The organism is Actinomadura sp. B10D3 (genome assembly GCF_039871695.1).
GTDB classification, from domain to species: domain Bacteria; phylum Actinomycetota; class Actinomycetes; order Streptosporangiales; family Streptosporangiaceae; genus Spirillospora; species Spirillospora madurae.
In genome coordinates, this window is record NZ_JBDPLY010000024.1 from 82436 (window position 1) to 101288 (window position 18853).

General features: G+C 71.0%; 18 protein-coding genes and 1 tRNA gene. 9 read left to right on the forward strand and 10 right to left on the reverse strand.

All coding sequences use genetic code 11. The annotated features are described in order from the left end of the window. The first annotated feature begins 14 nt into the window (after positions 1-14). Positions 15-1679 carry a BCCT family transporter gene (locus ABGB11_RS29840; protein ID WP_347638157.1) on the forward strand — a complete coding sequence of 555 codons (1665 nt, stop codon included), beginning with the start codon at positions 15-17 and terminating at the stop codon, positions 1677-1679. A 108-nt stretch (positions 1680-1787) separates the two neighbouring features. On the opposite strand, the gene ABGB11_RS29845 is transcribed toward ABGB11_RS29840, so the two are convergent. Both ABGB11_RS29845 and ABGB11_RS29850 read right to left on the reverse strand, forming a co-directional pair. Continuing rightward, positions 1788-2612 carry an oxygenase MpaB family protein gene (locus tag ABGB11_RS29845; RefSeq protein ID WP_347638159.1) on the reverse strand — a complete coding sequence of 275 codons (825 nt, stop codon included), beginning with the start codon at positions 2610-2612 and terminating at the stop codon, positions 1788-1790. Between the two features lie 101 nt (positions 2613-2713). Then, positions 2714-3445 (reverse strand): isocitrate lyase/phosphoenolpyruvate mutase family protein, encoded by a 732-nt coding sequence (locus ABGB11_RS29850; RefSeq protein ID WP_347638161.1) that lies wholly within the window; start codon positions 3443-3445, stop codon positions 2714-2716. A gap of 136 nt (positions 3446-3581) precedes the next feature. Here ABGB11_RS29850 and ABGB11_RS29855 point away from each other — a divergent pair, with 136 nt between their 5' ends. The 4 genes from ABGB11_RS29855 (at position 3582) to ABGB11_RS29870 (ending at position 8382) form a co-directional block, all read left to right on the forward strand. Beyond that, positions 3582-4610: an alpha/beta hydrolase-fold protein gene (locus ABGB11_RS29855; protein ID WP_347638162.1), complete on the forward strand. Its 1029-nt coding sequence runs from the start codon at positions 3582-3584 to the stop codon at positions 4608-4610. 343 nt (positions 4611-4953) lie between these two features. Beyond that, entirely contained in the window at positions 4954-6540 is a 1587-nt protein-coding gene (locus tag ABGB11_RS29860; protein WP_347638164.1) for a M4 family metallopeptidase, read from the forward strand. 72 nt (positions 6541-6612) lie between these two features. Continuing rightward, complete coding sequence (locus tag ABGB11_RS29865; protein ID WP_347638166.1) at positions 6613-7605, forward strand: M28 family metallopeptidase; 993 nt, start codon at positions 6613-6615, stop codon at positions 7603-7605. A 558-nt stretch (positions 7606-8163) separates the two neighbouring features. Continuing rightward, the gene (locus ABGB11_RS29870; protein WP_347638168.1) at positions 8164-8382 is read left to right on the forward strand and encodes a DUF2277 domain-containing protein; all 219 of its coding nucleotides are present in this window, start codon (positions 8164-8166) and stop codon (positions 8380-8382) included. A gap of 59 nt (positions 8383-8441) precedes the next feature. Here ABGB11_RS29870 and ABGB11_RS29875 read toward each other — a convergent pair whose 3' ends face one another. Together ABGB11_RS29875 and ABGB11_RS29880 are read right to left on the reverse strand one after the other, a co-directional pair. Continuing rightward, entirely contained in the window at positions 8442-9464 is a 1023-nt protein-coding gene (locus ABGB11_RS29875; protein ID WP_347638170.1) for an aspartate-semialdehyde dehydrogenase, read from the reverse strand. A 103-nt stretch (positions 9465-9567) separates the two neighbouring features. Continuing rightward, positions 9568-10719 (reverse strand): acyl-CoA dehydrogenase family protein, encoded by a 1152-nt coding sequence (locus ABGB11_RS29880; RefSeq protein ID WP_347638172.1) that lies wholly within the window; start codon positions 10717-10719, stop codon positions 9568-9570. A gap of 144 nt (positions 10720-10863) precedes the next feature. Between ABGB11_RS29880 and ABGB11_RS29885 the strand changes: the two genes are divergently transcribed. After that, positions 10864-11172 carry a PspC domain-containing protein gene (locus ABGB11_RS29885; RefSeq protein WP_347638174.1) on the forward strand — a complete coding sequence of 103 codons (309 nt, stop codon included), beginning with the start codon at positions 10864-10866 and terminating at the stop codon, positions 11170-11172. An 11-nt stretch (positions 11173-11183) separates the two neighbouring features. Here the strand turns inward: ABGB11_RS29885 and ABGB11_RS29890 are convergent, their stop codons facing one another. Both ABGB11_RS29890 and ABGB11_RS29895 read right to left on the reverse strand, forming a co-directional pair. Further along, positions 11184-12515, reverse strand: coding sequence for an MFS transporter (locus tag ABGB11_RS29890; RefSeq protein ID WP_347638176.1), 1332 nt, complete (start codon positions 12513-12515; stop codon positions 11184-11186). A gap of 96 nt (positions 12516-12611) precedes the next feature. Next, positions 12612-12953 carry a metallopeptidase family protein gene (locus ABGB11_RS29895; RefSeq protein ID WP_347638178.1) on the reverse strand — a complete coding sequence of 114 codons (342 nt, stop codon included), beginning with the start codon at positions 12951-12953 and terminating at the stop codon, positions 12612-12614. A gap of 32 nt (positions 12954-12985) precedes the next feature. Between ABGB11_RS29895 and ABGB11_RS29900 the strand changes: the two genes are divergently transcribed. The 3 genes from ABGB11_RS29900 to ABGB11_RS29910 all read left to right on the forward strand — a co-directional run bounded on the left by ABGB11_RS29900 (position 12986) and on the right by ABGB11_RS29910 (position 16714). Beyond that, positions 12986-14668: a metallophosphoesterase gene (locus ABGB11_RS29900; RefSeq protein WP_347638180.1), complete on the forward strand. Its 1683-nt coding sequence runs from the start codon at positions 12986-12988 to the stop codon at positions 14666-14668. A 73-nt stretch (positions 14669-14741) separates the two neighbouring features. Further along, positions 14742-14817 (forward strand) — tRNA-Glu (locus ABGB11_RS29905). 658 nt (positions 14818-15475) lie between these two features. Further along, positions 15476-16714, forward strand: coding sequence for a PP2C family protein-serine/threonine phosphatase (locus ABGB11_RS29910; protein ID WP_347638182.1), 1239 nt, complete (start codon positions 15476-15478; stop codon positions 16712-16714). Between the two features lie 67 nt (positions 16715-16781). Here the strand turns inward: ABGB11_RS29910 and ABGB11_RS29915 are convergent, their stop codons facing one another. The 4 genes from ABGB11_RS29915 to ABGB11_RS29930 are packed head-to-tail and all read right to left on the reverse strand — an operon-like array spanning position 16782 to position 18451. Continuing rightward, positions 16782-17000 (reverse strand): hypothetical protein, encoded by a 219-nt coding sequence (locus ABGB11_RS29915; RefSeq protein ID WP_347638184.1) that lies wholly within the window; start codon positions 16998-17000, stop codon positions 16782-16784. Further along, positions 16997-17395, reverse strand: coding sequence for an STAS domain-containing protein (locus tag ABGB11_RS29920; protein ID WP_347638186.1), 399 nt, complete (start codon positions 17393-17395; stop codon positions 16997-16999). Before ABGB11_RS29920 ends, ABGB11_RS29915 begins: the two co-directional genes overlap by 4 nt. Positions 17396-17453: 58 nt before the next feature. Continuing rightward, on the reverse strand, positions 17454-18032 hold the full coding sequence (locus ABGB11_RS29925) for a DUF5994 family protein (RefSeq protein ID WP_131951010.1): 579 nt from the start codon (positions 18030-18032) through the stop codon (positions 17454-17456). A gap of 47 nt (positions 18033-18079) precedes the next feature. Continuing rightward, positions 18080-18451 (reverse strand): hypothetical protein, encoded by a 372-nt coding sequence (locus tag ABGB11_RS29930; protein ID WP_347638188.1) that lies wholly within the window; start codon positions 18449-18451, stop codon positions 18080-18082. Positions 18452-18853 lie beyond the last annotated feature (402 nt).

An 18853-nucleotide genomic window follows, 5' to 3' on the forward strand; every position in this document is an offset into this window, starting at 1 on the left:
CATGACTCCGGACTGTGAAGATCTCCGAGGGAATCGGCGCCCGGGCGCGCTCGCGTACCGACTGGATCGTCTACGGCGTGACCGCGGTGCTGTCCGCGGCGTTCGTCATCTGGGGCGCCGCGGACCACCGCGGCCTGAACTCGGTCACCAAGAGGGCGCTCGGCTGGCTGCTGGCGAACGTCGGCTGGCTGTTCGTCCTCGCCGCGACCGGGTTCGTCATCTTCTCGCTGTGGCTGGCGTTCAGCCGCTACGGACGGATCCCGCTCGGCCGGGAGGGCGACGAGCCGGAGTTCCGCACCGTCTCGTGGGTCGCGATGATGTTCAGCGCGGGCATGGGCATCGGCCTGATGTTCTTCGGCGTGGCCGAGCCCCTGACCCACTACTTCAAGCCGCCGCCGGGCACCGACCCGTCGCAGAGCGAGCCGGCGATCGAGACCGCGATGGCCACCACGATCTTCCACTGGACGCTGCACCCGTGGTCGATCTACGCCGTCCTCGGCCTCGCGATCGGGTACGGCCACTACCGCCGGGGCCGCGGCCAGCTGATCAGCGCGGCGTTCGTCCCGCTGCTCGGCCGCCACCGCGCCGAGCGCCGCGTCGGCCGGCTCATCGACATCCTCGCGCTCTTCGCCACCCTGTTCGGCTCCGCCGCCTCGCTCGGCATCGGCGCCCTGCAGATCCGGACCGGCATGCAGGAGGCGGGCTGGATCGACTCGCTCGGCACCTCCGTCCTCGTCCTGATCATCGTGGTGCTGACGATCTGCTTCATCCTGTCGGCCGTGTCCGGCATCGCCCGCGGCATCCAGTGGCTGTCCAACACCAACATGGTGCTGGCCGCCTTCCTGGCCTTCTTCGTGTTCGTGGCCGGCCCGACCGTGTTCATCCTGGAGCTGCTGCCCACCACGGTCGGCGTCTACATCCAGGACTTCGGCGAGATGGCGTCCCGGTCGGGCGCCACCGGCGGCGAGCCGATGAAGAAGTTCCTCTCCGAGTGGACGATCTTCTACTGGGCCTGGTGGATCTCCTGGGCCCCCTTCGTCGGCATGTTCCTGGCCCGGATCAGCCGCGGCCGCACCATCCGCCAGTTCGTCGCCGGCGTGATCCTCGTGCCCAGCGTGGTCAGCCTCGGCTGGTTCGCCATCTTCGGCGGGACGGCCATCGACCAGCAGCGCGACGGCCTGAACCCCTACGGCAACGGCTCGGAGGAGCAGATCACCTTCAACGTCCTCGGCAACCTGCCCTGGGAGATGCTCACCGCGATCGTCGTCATGGTCCTCGTCGCGATCTTCTTCGTGTCCGGCGCGGACGCGGCGTCGATCGTCATGGGCACCCTGTCGCAGCGCGGCTCCACGAGCCCGTCCCGCTGGATCGTGGTCTTCTGGGGCGCGATGACCGGCGGCGTCGCCGCGATCATGCTGGTGATCGGCGGCGACCGGGCCCTCAGCGGCATCCAGAACATCACCTTCATCGGCGCGCTGCCGTTCGCGATCGTCCTGATCCTGCTCTGCTTCTCGCTGGCGAAGGACGTCCGCTCCGACCCCATGATGCGCCGCCAGAACAAGGGCGCCGAAGTCCTTGAGGACGCCGTCGTCGCCGGCGTCCGACACCACCAGGGCGACTTCGAACTCCAGATCAAACCCGTCAGGAACGCTCCTGAACGATCCGATCCAACCGATTGATCACGGCGGCCGGCAGCACGGCCGGCTGCTCCGTCGACACCGCCGCGGGCACCGCCAGCCCGGTCGCCACCGGCACCGGCGCCAACGCAGATGGCCTCCGCTGAGGGGTCAGACGATGGGGCGGTTCTTCCTGATGCGGCGGCGGACGTCGTGGAGGTAGACGTTGAAGGGGAACTCGCGGAGCGGGCGGGGGAGGACGCGGTTCGTCCGGGCGAGGAAGCGGGTGTGGCGGTCGAAGCGGGCCTGGTCGCGGGGGGTCCACGGGTAGCCGAGTTCGTCGCGGAAGGGCTGGGGCAGGAAGCCGAGTGTGAGGAAGCGGTGGTGGCGGCCGAGGACCCAGCGGAGCGGGGCCGGGAAGAGCCGCAGCTCGGTGAGGTCGCGCAGGTAGCCGCGGGTGACGTCGTCCATCTCGATCTTGCTGAGGCCGTCCTGCCAGTACTCCTCGAAGGCGGCGCGGTCGGGCGGCCACATGTCCTGCGGGACCTGGAGGGTGGTGCCGAAGCGGGCGCCGTACCGGTACATCTCCTCGGCCTGCCCGGGCGTCGGCTCCCCGTACAGGAGCGTGTAGATCATCTCGATGCCCTGGTAGAGGCAGGCGGCGACCCAGAGTTGCAGCTCGCGGTCGAAGGCGTTGTAGCGGACCGGAGCCCTGGCGTTGACGTGCCGGTGGGCGCGGTTGACCTCGCGGCGCATGGCGAGCCGCTCGGACTCGGTGCCGAGCATGGCGACGGCGATGTAGCTGAGGGTGGTGCGGGCGCGCTTGATCGGGTGCTTGTCGACGCGGCCGCTGTCCACCGTGCTCTCGGCGACGCCGTGCCCGACGGGGAGGCGGGCGAGCTGCATGACGACGTTCGACGCGGCGGCGGCGAGCGCGACGCCGCTGATGGAGTCGAGGACGACCTTCGGGGGCGTCTCCTCCGCGATCGTGGTCATGCGGGCCTCACCCTCTGATACGTAGCAACACTTCGCGTATCACTGTGCCAACGCGAGTGGGCCCGTGCAAGGGCGACCAGGGGTGGGCGCCCTCACACGTGTCAGGCGTAGGGGTCCTCCATCGCCTGGACGCGGGCGGCGAAGTCCTTCAGGGCGTCCAGGGCGCGCAGGTAGGGCATGGGGCCGTAGGAGACGCGGGCGACGCCCATCTCCGCCAGCTCCCGGAGGGACGTGCCCGGGAAGTTGTTCGCGTTGACCGGCCCCGGCAGGCCCTTGACCAGGGACGGGACGGCGTCCGGCGGCGCGGTGATCGGGTAGACGCAGTCCGCGCCGGCCTCCAGGTACAGGCGGCCCCGGGCGATCGCGGCGTCCACCGGGTCGGGTACCCCGGCGGTGAACGTGTCCGCGCGGGCGTTGATGACCAGGGCGTCGCCCGCGGCGTCCCGGACGGCGGCGATGTACTCGGCCTGCGTCTCGGGGGCGGCCAGCTCCCCGGCGTAGGTGTCCTCCAGGTTGCAGCCGGCCGCGCCGATGCCGAGCAGCCGCTCCACCAGCTCCGCCGGCTGGAGGCCGTACCCGGCCTCGGCGTCCACGGTGACCGGGACGGTCGCGGCGCGGATGACGCGTCCGGCGGCGGCGAACATCTCCTCGGCGGGGGCGCCCTCGTGGTCGGGGTAGCCGAGCATGGCGGACACGGCGGCGCTCGCGGTGGCGAGCGCGGGGAAACCGGCCTCCTGGACGATCTGCGCGCTTCCGGCGTCCCAGACGTTCGGCAGCAGCAGCGGGTCTCCGGGGCGGTGCAGGTCGCGAAGTCGTGCGGCGTTGTCGGGCATGTTCGTTCTCCTTCCCCTCGGTGCATAGGACCAGTCGGCCCTGCCGGAGTGTGACATCCGCCCCCGCGGCGATGTTCTCCGTCGGAGGCGTGGGTTAGCGTCGAGTCGATCATCCATCCGTGGTGAGGGAGTGCACATGCTGCCGTGGTCCGCCGAGTTCGCCGGGCGCCTGGAAGAGCACGTCGTCGCCAGCGAGCTGCTGCGCGGCAACCCGCTGAAGGACCCGCACGAGCGGCCGGTGCTGGTGTACGTCCCGCCCGGCTACGACGACGAGCCGGACCGCCGCTACCCCAGCGTGTACGTGATCACCGGGTTCACCGGGCACGTCGGGATCTGGCGGAACCGGATGCCGTACCGGCAGCCGTTCCCCGAGACGGCCGACGCGGTGTTCGCGAGCGGGGAGGCGCCGCCCGCGATCGTGGTGTTCGTGGACGCCTGGACGGCGCACGGCGGCAGCCAGTACGTCGACTCGCCCGGCACGGGCCGCTACCACTCCTACATCTGCGACGAGATCGTCCCGTGGGTGGACGCCCGCTACCGGACGCTGGACGCGCCGGAGCACCGGGCGATCAGCGGCAAGTCCAGCGGCGGCTACGGCGCGATGATCACGCCAATGCTCAGGCCGGACCTGTTCGGGGCGCTCGCGACGCACGCGGGCGACGCGCTCTTCGAGTTCTGCTACCTGCCCGAGTTCCCCAAGTGCGTCCGCCACCTGCGCAAGTACGAGGGCGACATCTGGCGCTGGTGGGACGACTTCCGCTCCCGCACGTCGTTCACCAAGCCCGAGGACATGGAGCTGCTCAACATCCTCGGCATGGCGCTGTGCTACTCCGCGCGCGACGACGGCACGCCCGAGCTGCCGTTCGACCCGGTCACCGGCGTGCTCGAGCAGGACGTGTGGGAGCGCTGGCTGGCGTGGGACCCGGTCCGGATGGTGCCGGGGCACGCCGAGGCGATGCGGTCGCAGCGGGCGATCTGGATCGACGGCGGCACGCGCGACGAGTGGTACCTGGACATCGGCGCGCAGGCGTTCCACCGGGCGCTGCTGGACGCGGGCGTCGCGGAGGACGCGATCCGTTTCGAGCTGTTCGACGCGGGCCACGGCGGCATCGACTACCGCTACCCGCTCGCCCTCGCCTGGCTCTGCCGCCGCATCGCCCCCTGACGGGCCATCCCTGACGGCTCGCCGCCGAGCGGGCCGCCTCAACGCGTGCGGGGCGCCGAGGGTTCCCCGGCGGGCGCGCCGGGCCGGCATGACCGGCCCGGCCCGTTCGCGCTGCCCAGCCCGACTTTTCCAGTGGTTTCAGTCATCGAACGCTAAAAGTTGAAAATCCAGTACCAATTGGATTTATTGACACCTTTCATAATTCGGAGTGCACTTCGGGTCAGCTCATCCGGATGAGTCCCCCATCCAAGCCCCCGCCGGACGGGCGGCTCGCGGAGTGCTCCCACAAGGACCTCCGCGCGCCGGCTCCCCACCCCGCCCGGCACGTGGAAGGAGCACCCCCGTGAGACACCAGACCGCGATCGGGGCGGCGGCGCTGTCCGTCGGCCTTGCCGTGGCGATGTCGCCCCCCGCCACCGGTGCGACGACCCGCACCGCCCCCGCGGCCCCGGGCAAGCCGGACCCCCGCACCCTCGCCGCCGCCTCGGCCGACCGCCTGGTCGCGGCGAAGCCCGCCACCTTCAAGACGGCCCCGAAGGACAGGATCGTCCGCCGCGGAGTCGTCTCCGGCCTGCGCGGCCTGCAGCACGTGTCCTACGAGCGCACCTACGACGGCCTGCCCGTCTACGGGGGCGACTTCGTCGTCACGACCAACGCAAGCGGCGGCGTGCTGAGCACGTCCGTCGGCCAGAGCGCGAAGCTGGACGTGGCGACCAAGGCGGCGGTGACCGCTGCCCAGGCCGCCGCGACCTCGCGGTCCCGCGTGTCCACGGTCGAGAGCACGTCCACGCCCCGCCTGATCGTGATCGCCGAGGGCTCCGGACGGCTCGCCTACGAGACCGTCGTCACCGGCACCCACAAGAAGGCCCCCACGAAGCTGCACGTGTTCGTGGACGCCAGGACCGGCAAGGTCGTCAAGACCTTCGACGAGGTCAGGGACGCGGCCGACGACCGGAGCTACTACCACGGCACCGTCGACCTCAGCACCGCCGCGACGTCCATGAGCGACCCGCAGCGCTCCGGCGTCCGGTGCGGCGGCCAGAACGGCTCCACCTACACCGGCAGTGACAGCGCCTGGGGCAACGGCAGCGGCACCAACCTGGAGACCGCCTGCGTCGACGCCATGTACGCCGTCCAGAAGGAATGGGACATGCTGGGCGCCTGGCTCGGGCGCAACGGCATCAACGGCAGCGGCGGCGGCTTCCCGATGCGCGTCGGCCTGAACCAGGCCAACGCGTTCTGGAACGGCAGCTACACCAACTACGGCCGCAACTCGTCCGGCACGCGTCAGGCCACGTCGGTGGACGTCGTCGGGCACGAGAACGGCCACGCCGTCTTCTCCACCACCCCCGGCGGCGCCGGAGGCGGCAACGGCAACGAGAAGGGCGGCATGAACGAGTCCGCCGGCGACATCTTCGGCGCGCTCACCGAGCACTACATCAACGAGCCGTCGAACCTCGACCCGCCGGACTACCTCGTCGGCGAGGAGGTCGACCTGGTCGGGTCCGGGCCGATCCGCAACATGTACGACCCGTCCGCGCTCGGCGACCCGAACTGCTACTCGTCGTCGATCCCGCGCACCGAGGTGCACGCCGCGGCCGGGCCGCAGAACCACTGGTTCTACCTGCTCGCCGAGGGCTCCAACCCGGGCGGCGGCAAGCCGGGCAGCCCGACCTGCAACGGCTCGACGGTCACCGGCATCGGCGTCCAGAAGGCCGGCCAGATCTTCATGGGCGGCCTGAACCGCAAGGTCACGAGCTGGAGCCACGCCCGCGCCCGCGTCGCCACGGTCAACGCGGCACTGGAGCTGTTCCCCGGCTCCGCCACCGAGTGCAACGCGGTGAAGGCGGCCTGGAGCGCGATCAACGTGCCCGCGCAGAGCGGCGAGGCGTCCTGCGGCGCCCGGCAGAACACCATCACCCGGTCCTGACCGCCCCCCGCCCGCGGCCCGCGACGGGGCCCGCTCCCCCGTCGCGGGCCGCGCTCCCCTCTGGAGGACCACATGAGATCGCGCACGATGGCGACCCTCGGGGCGGCGGCGCTGGTGGCGTCCGCCCTCCTCGCCCCGTCCGGCGCGTCCGCGGCGCCCGCCGCCCTGGCCGCACCGGACGTCTCGCTCACGAACGTCAAGGCCCACCTGTCCCAGCTGCAGAGCATCGCGACCGCCAACGGCGGCAACCGCGCCCACGGACGTCCCGGCTACCGCGCCTCGCTCGACTACGTGAAGGGCAGGCTGGACGCGGCCGGCTACCAGACCACCGTCCAACCGTTCTCGCGGAGCGGGGCGACGGGATACAACCTGATCGCCGACTGGCCGGGCGGCGATGCCGACGACACGCTGATGACGGGCGCGCACCTGGACAGCGTGTCCGCCGGGCCCGGCATCAACGACAACGGCTCCGGCTCCGCGGCGGTCCTGGAGACCGCGCTCACCGTCGCCCGTGAGGGCCTGCAACCGGACCGGCACCTGCGCTTCGCCTGGTGGGGCGCCGAGGAGCTCGGGCTCGTCGGGTCGACCTACTACGTCAACAACCTGCCGTCCTCCGAACGGTCGAAGATCACCGGCTACCTGAACTTCGACATGGTCGGCTCCCCCAACCCGGGCTACTTCGCCTACGACGGCGACGGGTCCAGCGGCAGCGGCGGCCCGGCCGGGTCCGCCGAGATCGAGCAGGTGCTCCGGTCCTACTTCTCGTCCATCGACGTGCCCGTCCAGGACACCGCGTTCGACGGGCGCTCCGACTACGGGCCGTTCATCCGCGCCGGCATCCCCGCCGGCGGGATGTTCACCGGCGCCGAGGGACGCAAGACGTCCCAGCAGGCGCAGCTGTGGGGCGGCCAGGCGGGCGTCGCGTTCGACCGCTGCTACCACCGGTCGTGCGACACCACGTCCAACATCAACGACACCGCCCTGGACCGGAACGCCGACGCCATCGCCCACGCCGTCTGGACCTTGGCGGGCGGCGGGGCCGGCGCCCGCAAGATCACCAAGTGACCGCAGGCCAGAGGCCGGTTTCAGTCCTTTCAACGGCCTCGTTCACACAATTGAAAATCCAGTGGCGGATGGATTCGTTGACACCCCCGCGCCCGCCACGATGCACTCTCAGTCAGCCCCCTCTCTCCACCCTGGGCTGACCTCCGGCGGCGGCACGGCACGATCTCGGCCCGGACCGTCCCGCCACCCGCGGGGCCCCGCCCCCCGCCCGCCCCTCGGCACCGACTCCCCGCCGGTGCCGAGGGGCGATCGTTTTCTCCTCCTTCGGGCCTGGCGGCCCTCCATCGTCGGGCACTGCGGGCGATCGCCGGCATCGCTCCGACTCGCCTTGCGGCTCGCTGCTGTGTTCATTGCAGTGCCCTCCTCCTTCGGGCCTGGCGGCCCTCCATCGTCGGGCACTGCGGGCGATCGCCGGCATCGCTCCGACTCGCCTTGCGGCTCGCTGCGCGATCAGGTTCTCGCAAGCTCGAACCTGCCTTCGGACGCGATCGCAACCGTTGAAGTTGTTGCGGGGTTGCTGCGACGGCTGATGTCGGTGGTCGGAGTAAGAATGGGGGGATGTGCCGCAGTATCAAGACGCTTCGACCGCCGTACTCCGACGACGTCACCGATGACGATGTGCGGGCGGCGGCGCTTCAGTACGTTCGCAAGATCTCCGGGTTCCGTGCGCCCGCGTCTCATAACGCGGAGGCGTTCGACCGGGCCGTTGAGGAGATCGCCCGGAGCACCGCCGCCCTTCTCGACTCGCTGGAGGTTCGCGGCCGCCGCGCGAGCTAGCCCGGAAACGCGCAGACCCGCCGGGACATGTCCGCGGCGGGCCTTGAGCGTGGCGGGGGTCAGCCGCCGGCGGCGACCAGCTCGGCGATCTGGACGGTGTTGAGCGCCGCGCCCTTGCGCAGGTTGTCGCCCGCGCAGAACAGGGCGAGGCCGTTCTCGACGGTCTCGTCGCGGCGGATGCGGCCCACGTAGGTCGGGTCCTGGCCGGCCGCCTGCAGCGGCGTCGGGACGTCCGACAGCGCGACGCCGGGGGCGCCCGCCAGCAGCTCGCTCGCCCGCTCCGGGCTGAGCGGACGCTCGAAACGGGCGTTGACCTGCAGCGCATGGCCGGTGAAGACCGGGACGCGCACGCAGGTGCCGGAGACCTTCAGCTCAGGGATCTCCAGGATCTTGCGGCTCTCGTTGCGGAGCTTCTGCTCCTCGTCGGTCTCGGCGCGGCCGTCGTCGACGATCGAGCCCGCCATCGGCAGCACGTTGAACGCGATCGGCCGCACGTAGACGGACGGCTCGGGGAACTCCACCGCGGTGCCCGAGTGGGTGAGCTTGTCGGCCGACTGCACGGTCTTCGCCGCCTGGTCGTGCAGCTCGGCGACGCCCGCGAGGCCGCTGCCCGACACGGCCTGGTAGCTGGAGATGACGAGGGCGGTCAGCCCGGCCTCGGCGTGCAGGGGCCGCAGCACCGGCATCGCGGCCATCGTCGTGCAGTTCGGGTTGGCGATGATCCCCTTCGGGCGGTTCCGCGCGGCGTGCGGGTTCACCTCGGAGACGACCAGCGGGACGTCCGGGTCCATCCGCCAGCCGGAGGAGTTGTCGATCACGACGGCGCCGGCCGCGGCGACCTTCGGGGCGAGATCCTTGGACGTGGTCTTGCCCGCGGAGAACAGCACGATGTCGAGACCGGAGTAGTCGGCGGCGGCCGCGTCCTCGACGGTGATCTCGGTGCCGTCCCACGGCAGCCTCCGGCCCGCCGAGCGCGCCGAGGCGAACAGCCGCAGCTCGTCGACCGGGAATCCGCGCTCGGCCAGGATTTCGAGCATCTTGGCCCCGACCTGTCCGGTGGCCCCGACGATGCCGACTCTCATGCCGCTCCCTCTGGTAATCGCTTGACCTGGGCGCTCGCGAGTCTGCCCAGGTCCGTGCAAGGACGTCCAGTGAATAACCCTACGGGGACGGTTCAAGCGCTCCTTAACGGAACGCGTCCAGCCCGGTGACGGCCTTACCCAGCGTGAGCAGGTGTACCTCCTCGGTGCCCTCGTAGGTCAGCACGCTCTCCAGGTTGTTCATGTGCCTGATCACCGGGTATTCGAGCGTGATCCCGTTGGCGCCGAGGACCGTGCGGGCCTGGCGGGCGATGTCCAGCGCCGCGCGGACGTTCGCGACCTTGCCGAACGAGACCTGCTGCGGTGTGACCATCCCCTCGTCCTTGAGCCGCCCGACGTGCAGCGCGACGAGGCCGGCCTGGCCGAGCGCGACCTCCATCCAGGCGAGCTTCTCCTGGGTGAGCTGGAACGACCCGATCGGCTTGCCGAACTGCTCCCTGGTCTTCGCGTAGTCGACGGCCGCCTCGTAGCAGGACCGTCCGGCGCCGATCGCGCCCCACAGGATGCCGTAGCGCGCCTCGGACAGGCAGCCGAGCGGGCCCTTCAACCCCTTCACGCCCGGCAGCATCGCCGTGTCGGGGAGGTGTACGCCGTCCAGGACGAGTTCGGACGTGACGGACGCCCGCAGCGACAGCTTCCGGTGGATATCGCGCGCTGTGAAACCTTCGGTGCCCTTCGGGACGAGGAAGCCGCGGATCCCGTCGTCGGTCTGCGCCCACACCACCGCGATGTCGGCGATGGAGCCGTTCGTGATCCACATCTTCGTGCCGTCGAGCACCCAGCCGGACCCGTCCCGGCGCGCGCGGGTCAGCATGTCGCCTGGGTCGGAGCCGCGGTCCGGCTCGGTCAGGCCGAAGCAGCCGATCGCCTCCCCGGCCGCCATCCGCGGGAGCCACTCCTCCTTCTGCTCCTCCGACCCGTACTTGTGGATCGCCGCCATCGCCAGGGACCCCTGGACGGACACGAAGCTGCGCAGCCCCGAGTCGGCCGCCTCCAGCTCCCGGCACGCCACCCCGTACGCGACGGCACTCGTCCCGGCGCAGCCGTAGCCCTTCAGATGCATGCCCAGCAGGCCGAGCGCGCCCAGCTCGGGGGCCAGGTCGCGGGCGGGAAACGTCCCGTCCTCGAACCAGCCGGCCACGTGGGGCGCCACCTTCTCCGCCACGAAGGCGCGGACGGTGTCGCGGACCATCCGCTCCTCGTCCGTGAGCCGGTCGTCCACGCGCAGCACGTCCATGCGGGTCTCCTCCGTCTGGGGCCGTCCGCCCACGAGGGTACGTCGGGGACGGCCCCCGGACCGGACAGGGGTGGACTCAGGGGTCGATCAGGGCGAATCCGGATGTCACACTCGCGCCCGGTTGGGCATGCTCGAATCATGGACATGGAGAAGACCACGAGCACGAAGCTCCGCCGCACCCACGAAGGCCGCATGATCGCCGGAGTCTGCTCCGGCGCCGCGCGGTCCCTCGGCGTCGACGCCAACATCATCCGGCTCGGCCTGGCCGTCTTCACGATCTTCGGCGGCGCGGGCGTCGCGCTCTACGCGATCGCCTGGGTGCTGATCCCCGACGAGGGCGCCACCAAGTCGATCGCCGAGGACCTGGCCAGGAAGGCGAGCGACTCCCCGACCGTCCAGGACGCCGTCCAGAAGACCAAGGACGCGGTCGGCAAGAACCGCACCCACGCCTGAGCAGCACCGTCCTAGGAGGCGCTGCCGACGCCCGACAGCTCATCGCCGCCCGCGGGGGGCGGGGCGACGGTGAGCGGCCCGGCGCGCTCGCGCGTCCCCGCGATGACGCCGCCGCGGACCTGGTTCCAGGTCAGGGTGAGCATCGCGGCGGCCGACAGGCCGAGGACCCCGGCGAGCGCCACCACCGTCTCCGGGCCGAGAACCTGCGCCGCGGCGCCGCCGACGAGGATGCCCGCGCCCTGCCCGGCGAGGATGCCGGACTGCGCGAGCCCGAACGCCTGCCCCCGCCCCGCCGGGGGCACCGCGGCCACGAACGCGGTGTTGGCCGCCAGCTGGTATGCGGCGCCGACGCCCGACAGTGCCCACAGCCCGACGACCCACCACAGCGGCGGGTGGGCGCCCGCGCCGATCAGCGGCAGGCACGCCAGCATCGACATCCACCCCATCACGTGCAGCCGGTTCGCCGGACGGACGAACCGGCTGAACAGCAGCGAACCGACCACCATCCCCGCCGGCATCGCCGCCAGCAGCAGCCCCGCCGTGACCGCGCCGCCGCCGAACGTCGCCGCGTACGGAACGGCCAGGCCCTCCGGGATCACGTAGAACGCGCACAGCCACGCGAACAGCACCAGCGACCGCAGCGCGGGGTCGCCGAAGACGAGCCGCGCGCCGTCCCGCGTGCCGCGCAGCAGCCCGAGCGACTCGCGCTCCCGCCGCCGCGGCGCGGGCCGCCGCCGCATCCCGCCGATCAGGATGACCGCGGACAAGCCGAACGTCAGCGCATCCAGGGCGAGGGCCTCGTACGTCCCGACGACGGCGACGATCGCGCCGCCCACCAGGAACCCCAGCACCTGCGTGACCTGGTGCGTGACGTTCGCGATCGCCGACCCCGCCACGTACCGGTCGCCCTCCAAGACCTCCGGCATGACGGCGGCGCGGGCAGCGGAGAACGGCGTCCCCAGCAGCACGGTCAGGAACACCAGGACCGACAGCAGCCAGACCGGCATCTCCACCAGCGCCATCGGCGCCACGAGCCCCGCCCGCAGGACGTCGCAGACGACCATCACCGTCCGGCGCGGGAACAGGTCGGCCAGCCCGGACAGCACCGGACCGCCCACGATCGGCGGGATGTAGGTCAGCGCGTACACCAGCGCGGTCAGCAGCGTCGACCTGGTGTGGTCGTAGACGAGCACGGCGAGCGCGACCTGGGCCAGCTGGTCGCCGACGAACGACAGCGCCTGCGCCAGCCAGAGGGCACGGAACTCCCCGACCGCGAACACCTCACGGTAGGTCGCCTGCTCGTCCGGCGGACGACGATGCCTGCCGGTCTGCCTTCCCGCCACGCACGCTCCAGTTCAGCTCGCCCGCAACCGGGCGCCCTCCCCTATTAACTCACGCTGCGTGGCATTCGCGTGACCTACAGTGCGCAATTCTTGAGATCAATATCCCAGCTCGTGGAGCCTGGCGTCATCGATCCCGAAGTGGTGGGCGATCTCATGCACGACCGTTATCCGGACTTCTTCCACCACGTCATCCTCGGTGTCGCATATACGGAGAATCTCATTTCGGTAGATAGAAATGTGATCGGGCAGGACAGCCCCGTACCAGTCGCCGCGCTCGGTGAGGGGTACGCCTTGGTACAGGCCGAGAAGACCGCGCTCCGGCGCCTCGTCCTCGACGACGATGACGACGTTGCGCATGTGGGCGGTCAGCTCGGCCGGGATGCTGTCCAGGGCCTCGCCCACGAGGTCCTCGAACGCGTCTCGCGACAACTCGATCACACCGGCCATTCTGCTCGACGGAAAGGGAACCCGTGCCCAAGGTCCGCGCCGCGTCGGCCCAGGCCGTCTCGACCCTCCGCGCCGCCACCGCCGCCGCGGCGGGTCGCGTCCGCACCGCCTGGTCCCCCGTCGCCCGCCGCGCCCGCACCGTCTGGACACCCGTCGCCCGCCGCACCCGTCCCGTCCTCGCCAGCCGCTGGACGCGCCTCGCCCTCGTCGTCGCGGTCGGCCTCGCCGGCGGCTACATCGGCCTCCTCGTGGGCGGACGCTACGTCGCGCCGGTCGGCCCCACGGACGTCCAGCTCACCCTGCACCCCGCCCTGCACGGCGGGACGACCCTCAAGCTCCCACCGCTCGGCTCCCTCCAGCTCGACACCCACGGCGGCCCCGTCTCGCTGGAGGCCCGCATCACCGACCTGCGCCCCGACCAGGCCAAGAAGCTGATCGAGGACGACACCGAGGTCGACCGGCTCACCGACCAGATCTCCGACCAGATCCGCCACGGCCTCGTCCAGCTCCTCATTCGCGCCGCCCTCATCGCCCTCGCCACGAGCTTCGTCGCGTCCCTCCTGCTCTTCCGCTCCTGGCGGCGCGCCCTGCTCGGCCTGTCGTCCGCCACCGTCGGCCTCGTCGCCCTCACCCTCCTCGGCTGGGCGACGTTCAACCCGCAGTCCATCGCCGAACCCCGCTACACCGGCCTGCTCGCCAACGCCCCCCAGGTCGTCGGCGACGCCCGCAGCATCGTGGAGCGCTTCTCCGCCTACCGCGCCCAGCTCGCCCGCCTCGTCGGGAACGTCTCCGAGCTGTACACCGCCACCTCGACGCTGCCCACCTACGAGCCCGACCCGTCCACCATCCGCGTCCTGCACGTCTCCGACATCCACCTCAACCCCGCCGCGTGGAGCGTCATCAAGTCCGTCAGCACCCAGTTCAAGGTGGACCTCGTCATCGACAGCGGCGACCTCATGGACCACGGCAGCAAGCCCGAGGACAGGTTCGCCGAGTCCATCTCCGACCTGAAGACCCCCTACGTCTACGTCCGCGGGAACCACGACTCCAAGACCACCCAGCGCGCCGTCGCCCGCGAGAAGAACGCCATCGTCCTCGACGACCAGACGCGCGAGGTCGCGGGCCTGCACATCTACGGCGTCGGCGACCCCCGCTTCACCCCCGACAAGAGCACCCGAGACGACTATGTCGGCGCCGACCAGCTCCGCGCCGAAGGCCTCCGCTACGCCGAGAAGCTCCGCGCCTCCGGCGACCTGCCCGACCTCGTCGTCACCCACGACCCCACCGAGGGCGACGCCTTCTCCGGCGTGACCCCCCTCGTCCTCGCCGGCCACGCGCACGCCCGCTCGACCAAGCTCCTCCCCACCGGCACCCGCCTCTTCGTCCAGGGCTCCACCGGCGGCGCCGGCCTCCGCGGCCTCGAACACGAGCAGCCCACCCCCATCGAGCTGTCCGTCCTCTACTTCAGCCGCGCCACCCACCGCCTCCAGGGCTGGGACGACCTGCGCCTCGGCGGCCTCGGCCTCACCTCCGCCCAGATCGAGCGCCACCTGGAACCCGACCCGGACCGCGTCATCAAGCCGCAGCCCCCGGCCACGTCCCCGCCCCCGTCCCCGACCTCCCCGTTCCCGTCGGAGTTCCCGTCCGACTGGCCCTCCCGCACCCCGTCCTCCCCCTCCCCCAGCCGCACCACGGAACCCCGCTAACCGTTTGCGCGCCGCACCGCCACGTCCTCTACACTGGCGAGGTCGAGTGGCGGCTTTGCCCGCCACCCACCGGGCCCCCTTCGTCTAGCGGCCTAGGACGCCGCCCTTTCAAGGCGGTAGCGCCGGTTCGAATCCGGTAGGGGGTACCAGCGGAACCGGCTCGCCCGGAACCGATCACCGCGTTTGCGACACGCTGCATACCGACGATTTCGGATGTGATCGTCACCTCGCAGTTCACGAGGCTCTTCTCCCGGTCGTGTTGCATCTTCAGCCCGAAGACATCCAGCAGCCGCCGCAACGTCGCCTCGGGTAGTAGTTCCAGGTCGACCGGTCCGGTCGGCAGGAGATCGAGCAGTTCGGGTGCCGGGCGGACGGGTGCCGCCTCCTGTAGTTCCCGAAGCTTGGCCTGTTCTGCCTTAGGATCTGCGGCAATCTCGGCGGCGCGCTCGTTGACACGCTGAACGAGTGCCGGGGTGGGCTCCTCCAGGTTCCCGTCGGGCAGGTAGGCGCGCTTCGGGCTGCACACGTAGTAGGTGTGGCCGGAGTCCTGCTTGCCGAACATCCGCCGCCCGCACCGCCCGCACGTCATGTAGGACCTCAGCACGAAGACCCGCCGAGGCTTCTTGGGCCTGCTCGGGCCACCGGAGCGACTCCGCGACCGTACGTTGTCGCGGGCGGACGTTGAGACGGTCGGGCCGCGTACCCGTACGGCGGCCGTCCGGTGTTTGAAGCCCTAGACCGCTCACGACTTGGAACACCCTCCAATACGTAGAGTCACCGACCCTTCCGGAGGGCACATAGACGACTGTGAGGGAACTGAGCGGACCTGGGGATGCGGGCGACCGCGGCGAAGGGTTCGGCGAGCGGCTGCTGGGCCAGCTGCTGGATCGGGCACACGAGATGCCGCCGCAGCTCATCGCCCCCCTGGTGGCCGAGGAAATACGCGCGATCGGCGGCCGGGACATCTCGATCCTGCTGCAGGACTACGCCCAGCTCTCTCTGGTGCCGCTGCCGGGCAGGGGCCTGACCGACGGCGAACCAGTGCGGCTGGAGGGGTCTCCGGCCGGGCGCGCGTTCCTGTCGGAGACCGTCGTCGAGCAGCCGCGGGACGACGGTGTGCGGATGTTCTTGCCGCTGCTGGACGGCAGTGACGAGATCGGCGTGATGGCCCTGACCCTGGACAGCGTCGATGACGACGACCGCCGGCTGTTGCGGCGGCTGGCCGGCCTGGTCGCCGACATGCTGGTCACCAAGAACAACTACACCGACCAGTTCCTGCGGACGCGACGACGCGAGCCGATGAGCGTGTCCGCGGAGATCCAGTGGTCGCTGCTGCCTCCACTGACCATGACCACGCCGCAGGTCGCCGTCGCCGGCATCCTGGAACCCGCCTACAACGTCGCAGGCGACAGCCTCGACTACGCCCTCAACGACGACGTCCTCCACCTCGCCGTGATCGACGCGATGGGACACGGCTTGAACGCCGCCGTACTGGCCACCGTCGCCGTGGGCGCCTACCGCCATGCCAGACGGGCCCAAGCCGGCCTCGCCGAGTTGTACGCGTTCATGGACACCGCCATCGACGCCCAGTTCGGCCCCGACCACTTCGTCACCGCACAGATGATGCGCCTCAACACCGGTACCGGCCATCTGGAATGGGTCAACGCCGGCCACCCCGCCCCGATGCTGATCCGCGACCACCGCGTCATCGGCGCCCTGGAAGGCACGAGCACCCTGCCCGTCGGCTTCGGCGGCTCGAAACCCCAGATCAACAGCGAGCGGCTCCGCCCCGGCGACCGCGTCCTGGCCTACACCGACGGCCTCGTCGAAGAGCACACCGCTGGCGGGGAACAGTTCGGCGAGGACCGCCTGATCGCCACCATCGAACGCGTCGGACCCGCCAGCGCGACCGTCCAGCAGATGGTGCGCGACCTCTCCCACACCCTCATGCGCGAACGAAGCGGGGTCACCAGCGACGACGCCACCCTCTTCCTCATCGAATGGCGCGGCGGAACCGCCGACCACCTCAGCAGACCACTCCTGTGACCGAAGATCCCGGGCCGGCCGGGTAGGGCGAGCGCCGAGCATGATGTGGTTCCTGCCCTCGGTCGCGTCAGGAGACGAAGGCGACCGCCACGATGAGCGCGCAGACGAGGGCCACCGCAATGGCCATGCCGCTGATGAGACCCATCATCAGCCGCAGATAATCGTCTTTCATGGTCATCGGGCACCTGTCGTCCTGGTCACGGTCGTCGAGCCCGGAGTGCGAGCCGGTCCCGCGCGGACGCCGAACCGCCCGTCGGGAGGCGGCGCACGGCGTGATCGCCGTCATGCGGCGAGGTCGGTGTGGAGGTCCGGGGCCGGGTAGAGGGGCAGGGCGCGGTCGAGCGCGGTGACGCGGAGGAGCGCGGCGACCTGATGGCCGGGGGCGACGAGCCGGAGCGTGATGCCGAGTGCGGCGGCGCGGCGCTGGATGCCGACCAGTACGGCCAGTCCTGCCACGTCGGCGGACGCCACCTCCCCCAGATCGAGGATCAGGAGTCGGCCGCTGCGCCGCAACGCGCCGATCAGGTGCTCGCGCAGTGCCGGAGCGGCGGCGCCGTCCAGGGCCCCCGACAACGCGACGATGGTGTGGCCAGGGCGCTGGCGGGCGGGCATCCTCACCTCGTCGGGGACCCGGACCAGACTTCGGGCAGCCGACGCGGGAATGGTGATAAGAGCGGTCATGGCGATCTCCGATCGCAGATGGTCCATACTGCCGGACGACCCGGGGCGGCGGGCCGGATCAACGTGCCGCGAACTCTTCTCGGAGTCGCCCGCCCTCGGACTCCCAGGCGCTCTCCGAGCTGTCCGAAGTGCCAGCCCGGTTCGTCCGGCCGGGTGGTGAGGCGAGGGCGGCCAGCAGGTCAGGGGTGTGCAGGAGGTTGTGAGGGTGGGACGCCAGCTCCATAGACGCCTCGGCTTCCTCCCGGGGCGTGGCGGCCGGGACGGTGAACAGGTCCACACGCCGGCCGTCGGCGTAGATGGCGGTCAGCAGCCCGGAGGGCAGGGAGTCGAACCAGCTCAGCCGCACCACCCGGGTGTCGGCCGGGCCGTCGATGCGCAGCCGTCGGGGACGGCTGTCCCAGTCGTCCGCCCGGAGCATGACGTGGGTGATGAGGCGGTGGTCGTCGATGGGACCGTGGTCCTGCAGGGCCAGGATCAGGCCGGGCAGTTCCGCGACCGGGTCGGCGGACCGGGGCCACCAGCCGCCGTCCAGCAGGGGACGCGCGGAGCGCGGAGGGGCCGCGGGGCGCAGCAGCAGCCGCGGCGTCGAGGGCGGTGACAAGCTGATCGTGGTGCGGCGTTCGGCGGTGGTCCACATGGCAGGCGCCTTTCTTGGCTTCCGATCGGTGCGGCGGCCGGGGGTGCTCAGCGGAGGCGCTTGCGGGTCAGCGGGCGCAGTTGCGTGAGGCGGGCGGATCCCACGATCAGGGTGACCGCGATCCCGGCGGCCATGGCGGCCATGAGCACGACCGCCAGCGGCAGGACGCCGCTCAGCCCGGCGAAGGAGATCCGCACATCGCCGGTATTGCTCACCACGAGCACCATGAAGAGGACCGAGATGGCCGCGACGGCCCACAGCTCTGACCACACCACGCTGGTGCGGACCGCCGTCACCGTTCGCTGCGCAGGTGGCTGCTTGCGCCGATCGGGGAGCCTGGGGCCAGGTGGGTTGAGCTGGGACGCTGAACCGGTCTGACCGGTGCGCCCGTTGGCGCGCGGCCTGTGCGAGGTCTGCATCACTCCCCCTCTCAGGGGGCGGCCGGTGTGGCGGATCAACCCTCAGAACAGGATGCCGTCGTTTACCGGATATTTGTTATTCTACTCGACTATTCGCCGATATACGGAAGACGCAAATAGTTTCTGAGCGCTTCACTCACGCTAACCGCCGACGCCGGAGTGCGAGAAACCCGCCCCCACTTCTGCTGTATTCCGGTCGAGGCGACGGGCTACCAGCGCGAGTGATGGGTTTATGCATGGATTGACCGTGTCCGTCCTCGGGCCGTCGCGCTTGCTGGACGCAGCCGGCCCGCACCCCGGGGGAGGTCGGGCCGGACGCGACGCTACGGCCGGACCGCCGGCCCGGCACCGGCGGCGAACGCCAGCTCGCCCGCCGCTGACGCGGCCCGGCGCGGGGGCGGC

Coding starts and splice junctions, on each gene's coding strand:
- ABGB11_RS29870 (WP_347638168.1), top strand. CDS start 8,164: ATGTGCCGCAGTATCAAGACGCTTCGACCGCCGTACTCCGACGACGTC.
- ABGB11_RS29880 (WP_347638172.1), bottom strand. CDS start 10,719: ATGGACGTGCTGCGCGTGGACGACCGGCTCACGGACGAGGAGCGGATG.
- ABGB11_RS29865 (WP_347638166.1), top strand. CDS start 6,613: ATGAGATCGCGCACGATGGCGACCCTCGGGGCGGCGGCGCTGGTGGCG.
- ABGB11_RS29920 (WP_347638186.1), bottom strand. CDS start 17,395: ATGACCGCTCTTATCACCATTCCCGCGTCGGCTGCCCGAAGTCTGGTC.
- ABGB11_RS29930 (WP_347638188.1), bottom strand. CDS start 18,451: ATGCAGACCTCGCACAGGCCGCGCGCCAACGGGCGCACCGGTCAGACC.
- ABGB11_RS29925 (WP_131951010.1), bottom strand. CDS start 18,032: ATGTGGACCACCGCCGAACGCCGCACCACGATCAGCTTGTCACCGCCC.
- ABGB11_RS29850 (WP_347638161.1), bottom strand. CDS start 3,445: ATGCCCGACAACGCCGCACGACTTCGCGACCTGCACCGCCCCGGAGAC.
- ABGB11_RS29855 (WP_347638162.1), top strand. CDS start 3,582: ATGCTGCCGTGGTCCGCCGAGTTCGCCGGGCGCCTGGAAGAGCACGTC.
- ABGB11_RS29885 (WP_347638174.1), top strand. CDS start 10,864: ATGGAGAAGACCACGAGCACGAAGCTCCGCCGCACCCACGAAGGCCGC.
- ABGB11_RS29915 (WP_347638184.1), bottom strand. CDS start 17,000: ATGACGGCGATCACGCCGTGCGCCGCCTCCCGACGGGCGGTTCGGCGT.
- ABGB11_RS29845 (WP_347638159.1), bottom strand. CDS start 2,612: ATGACCACGATCGCGGAGGAGACGCCCCCGAAGGTCGTCCTCGACTCC.
- ABGB11_RS29875 (WP_347638170.1), bottom strand. CDS start 9,464: ATGAGAGTCGGCATCGTCGGGGCCACCGGACAGGTCGGGGCCAAGATG.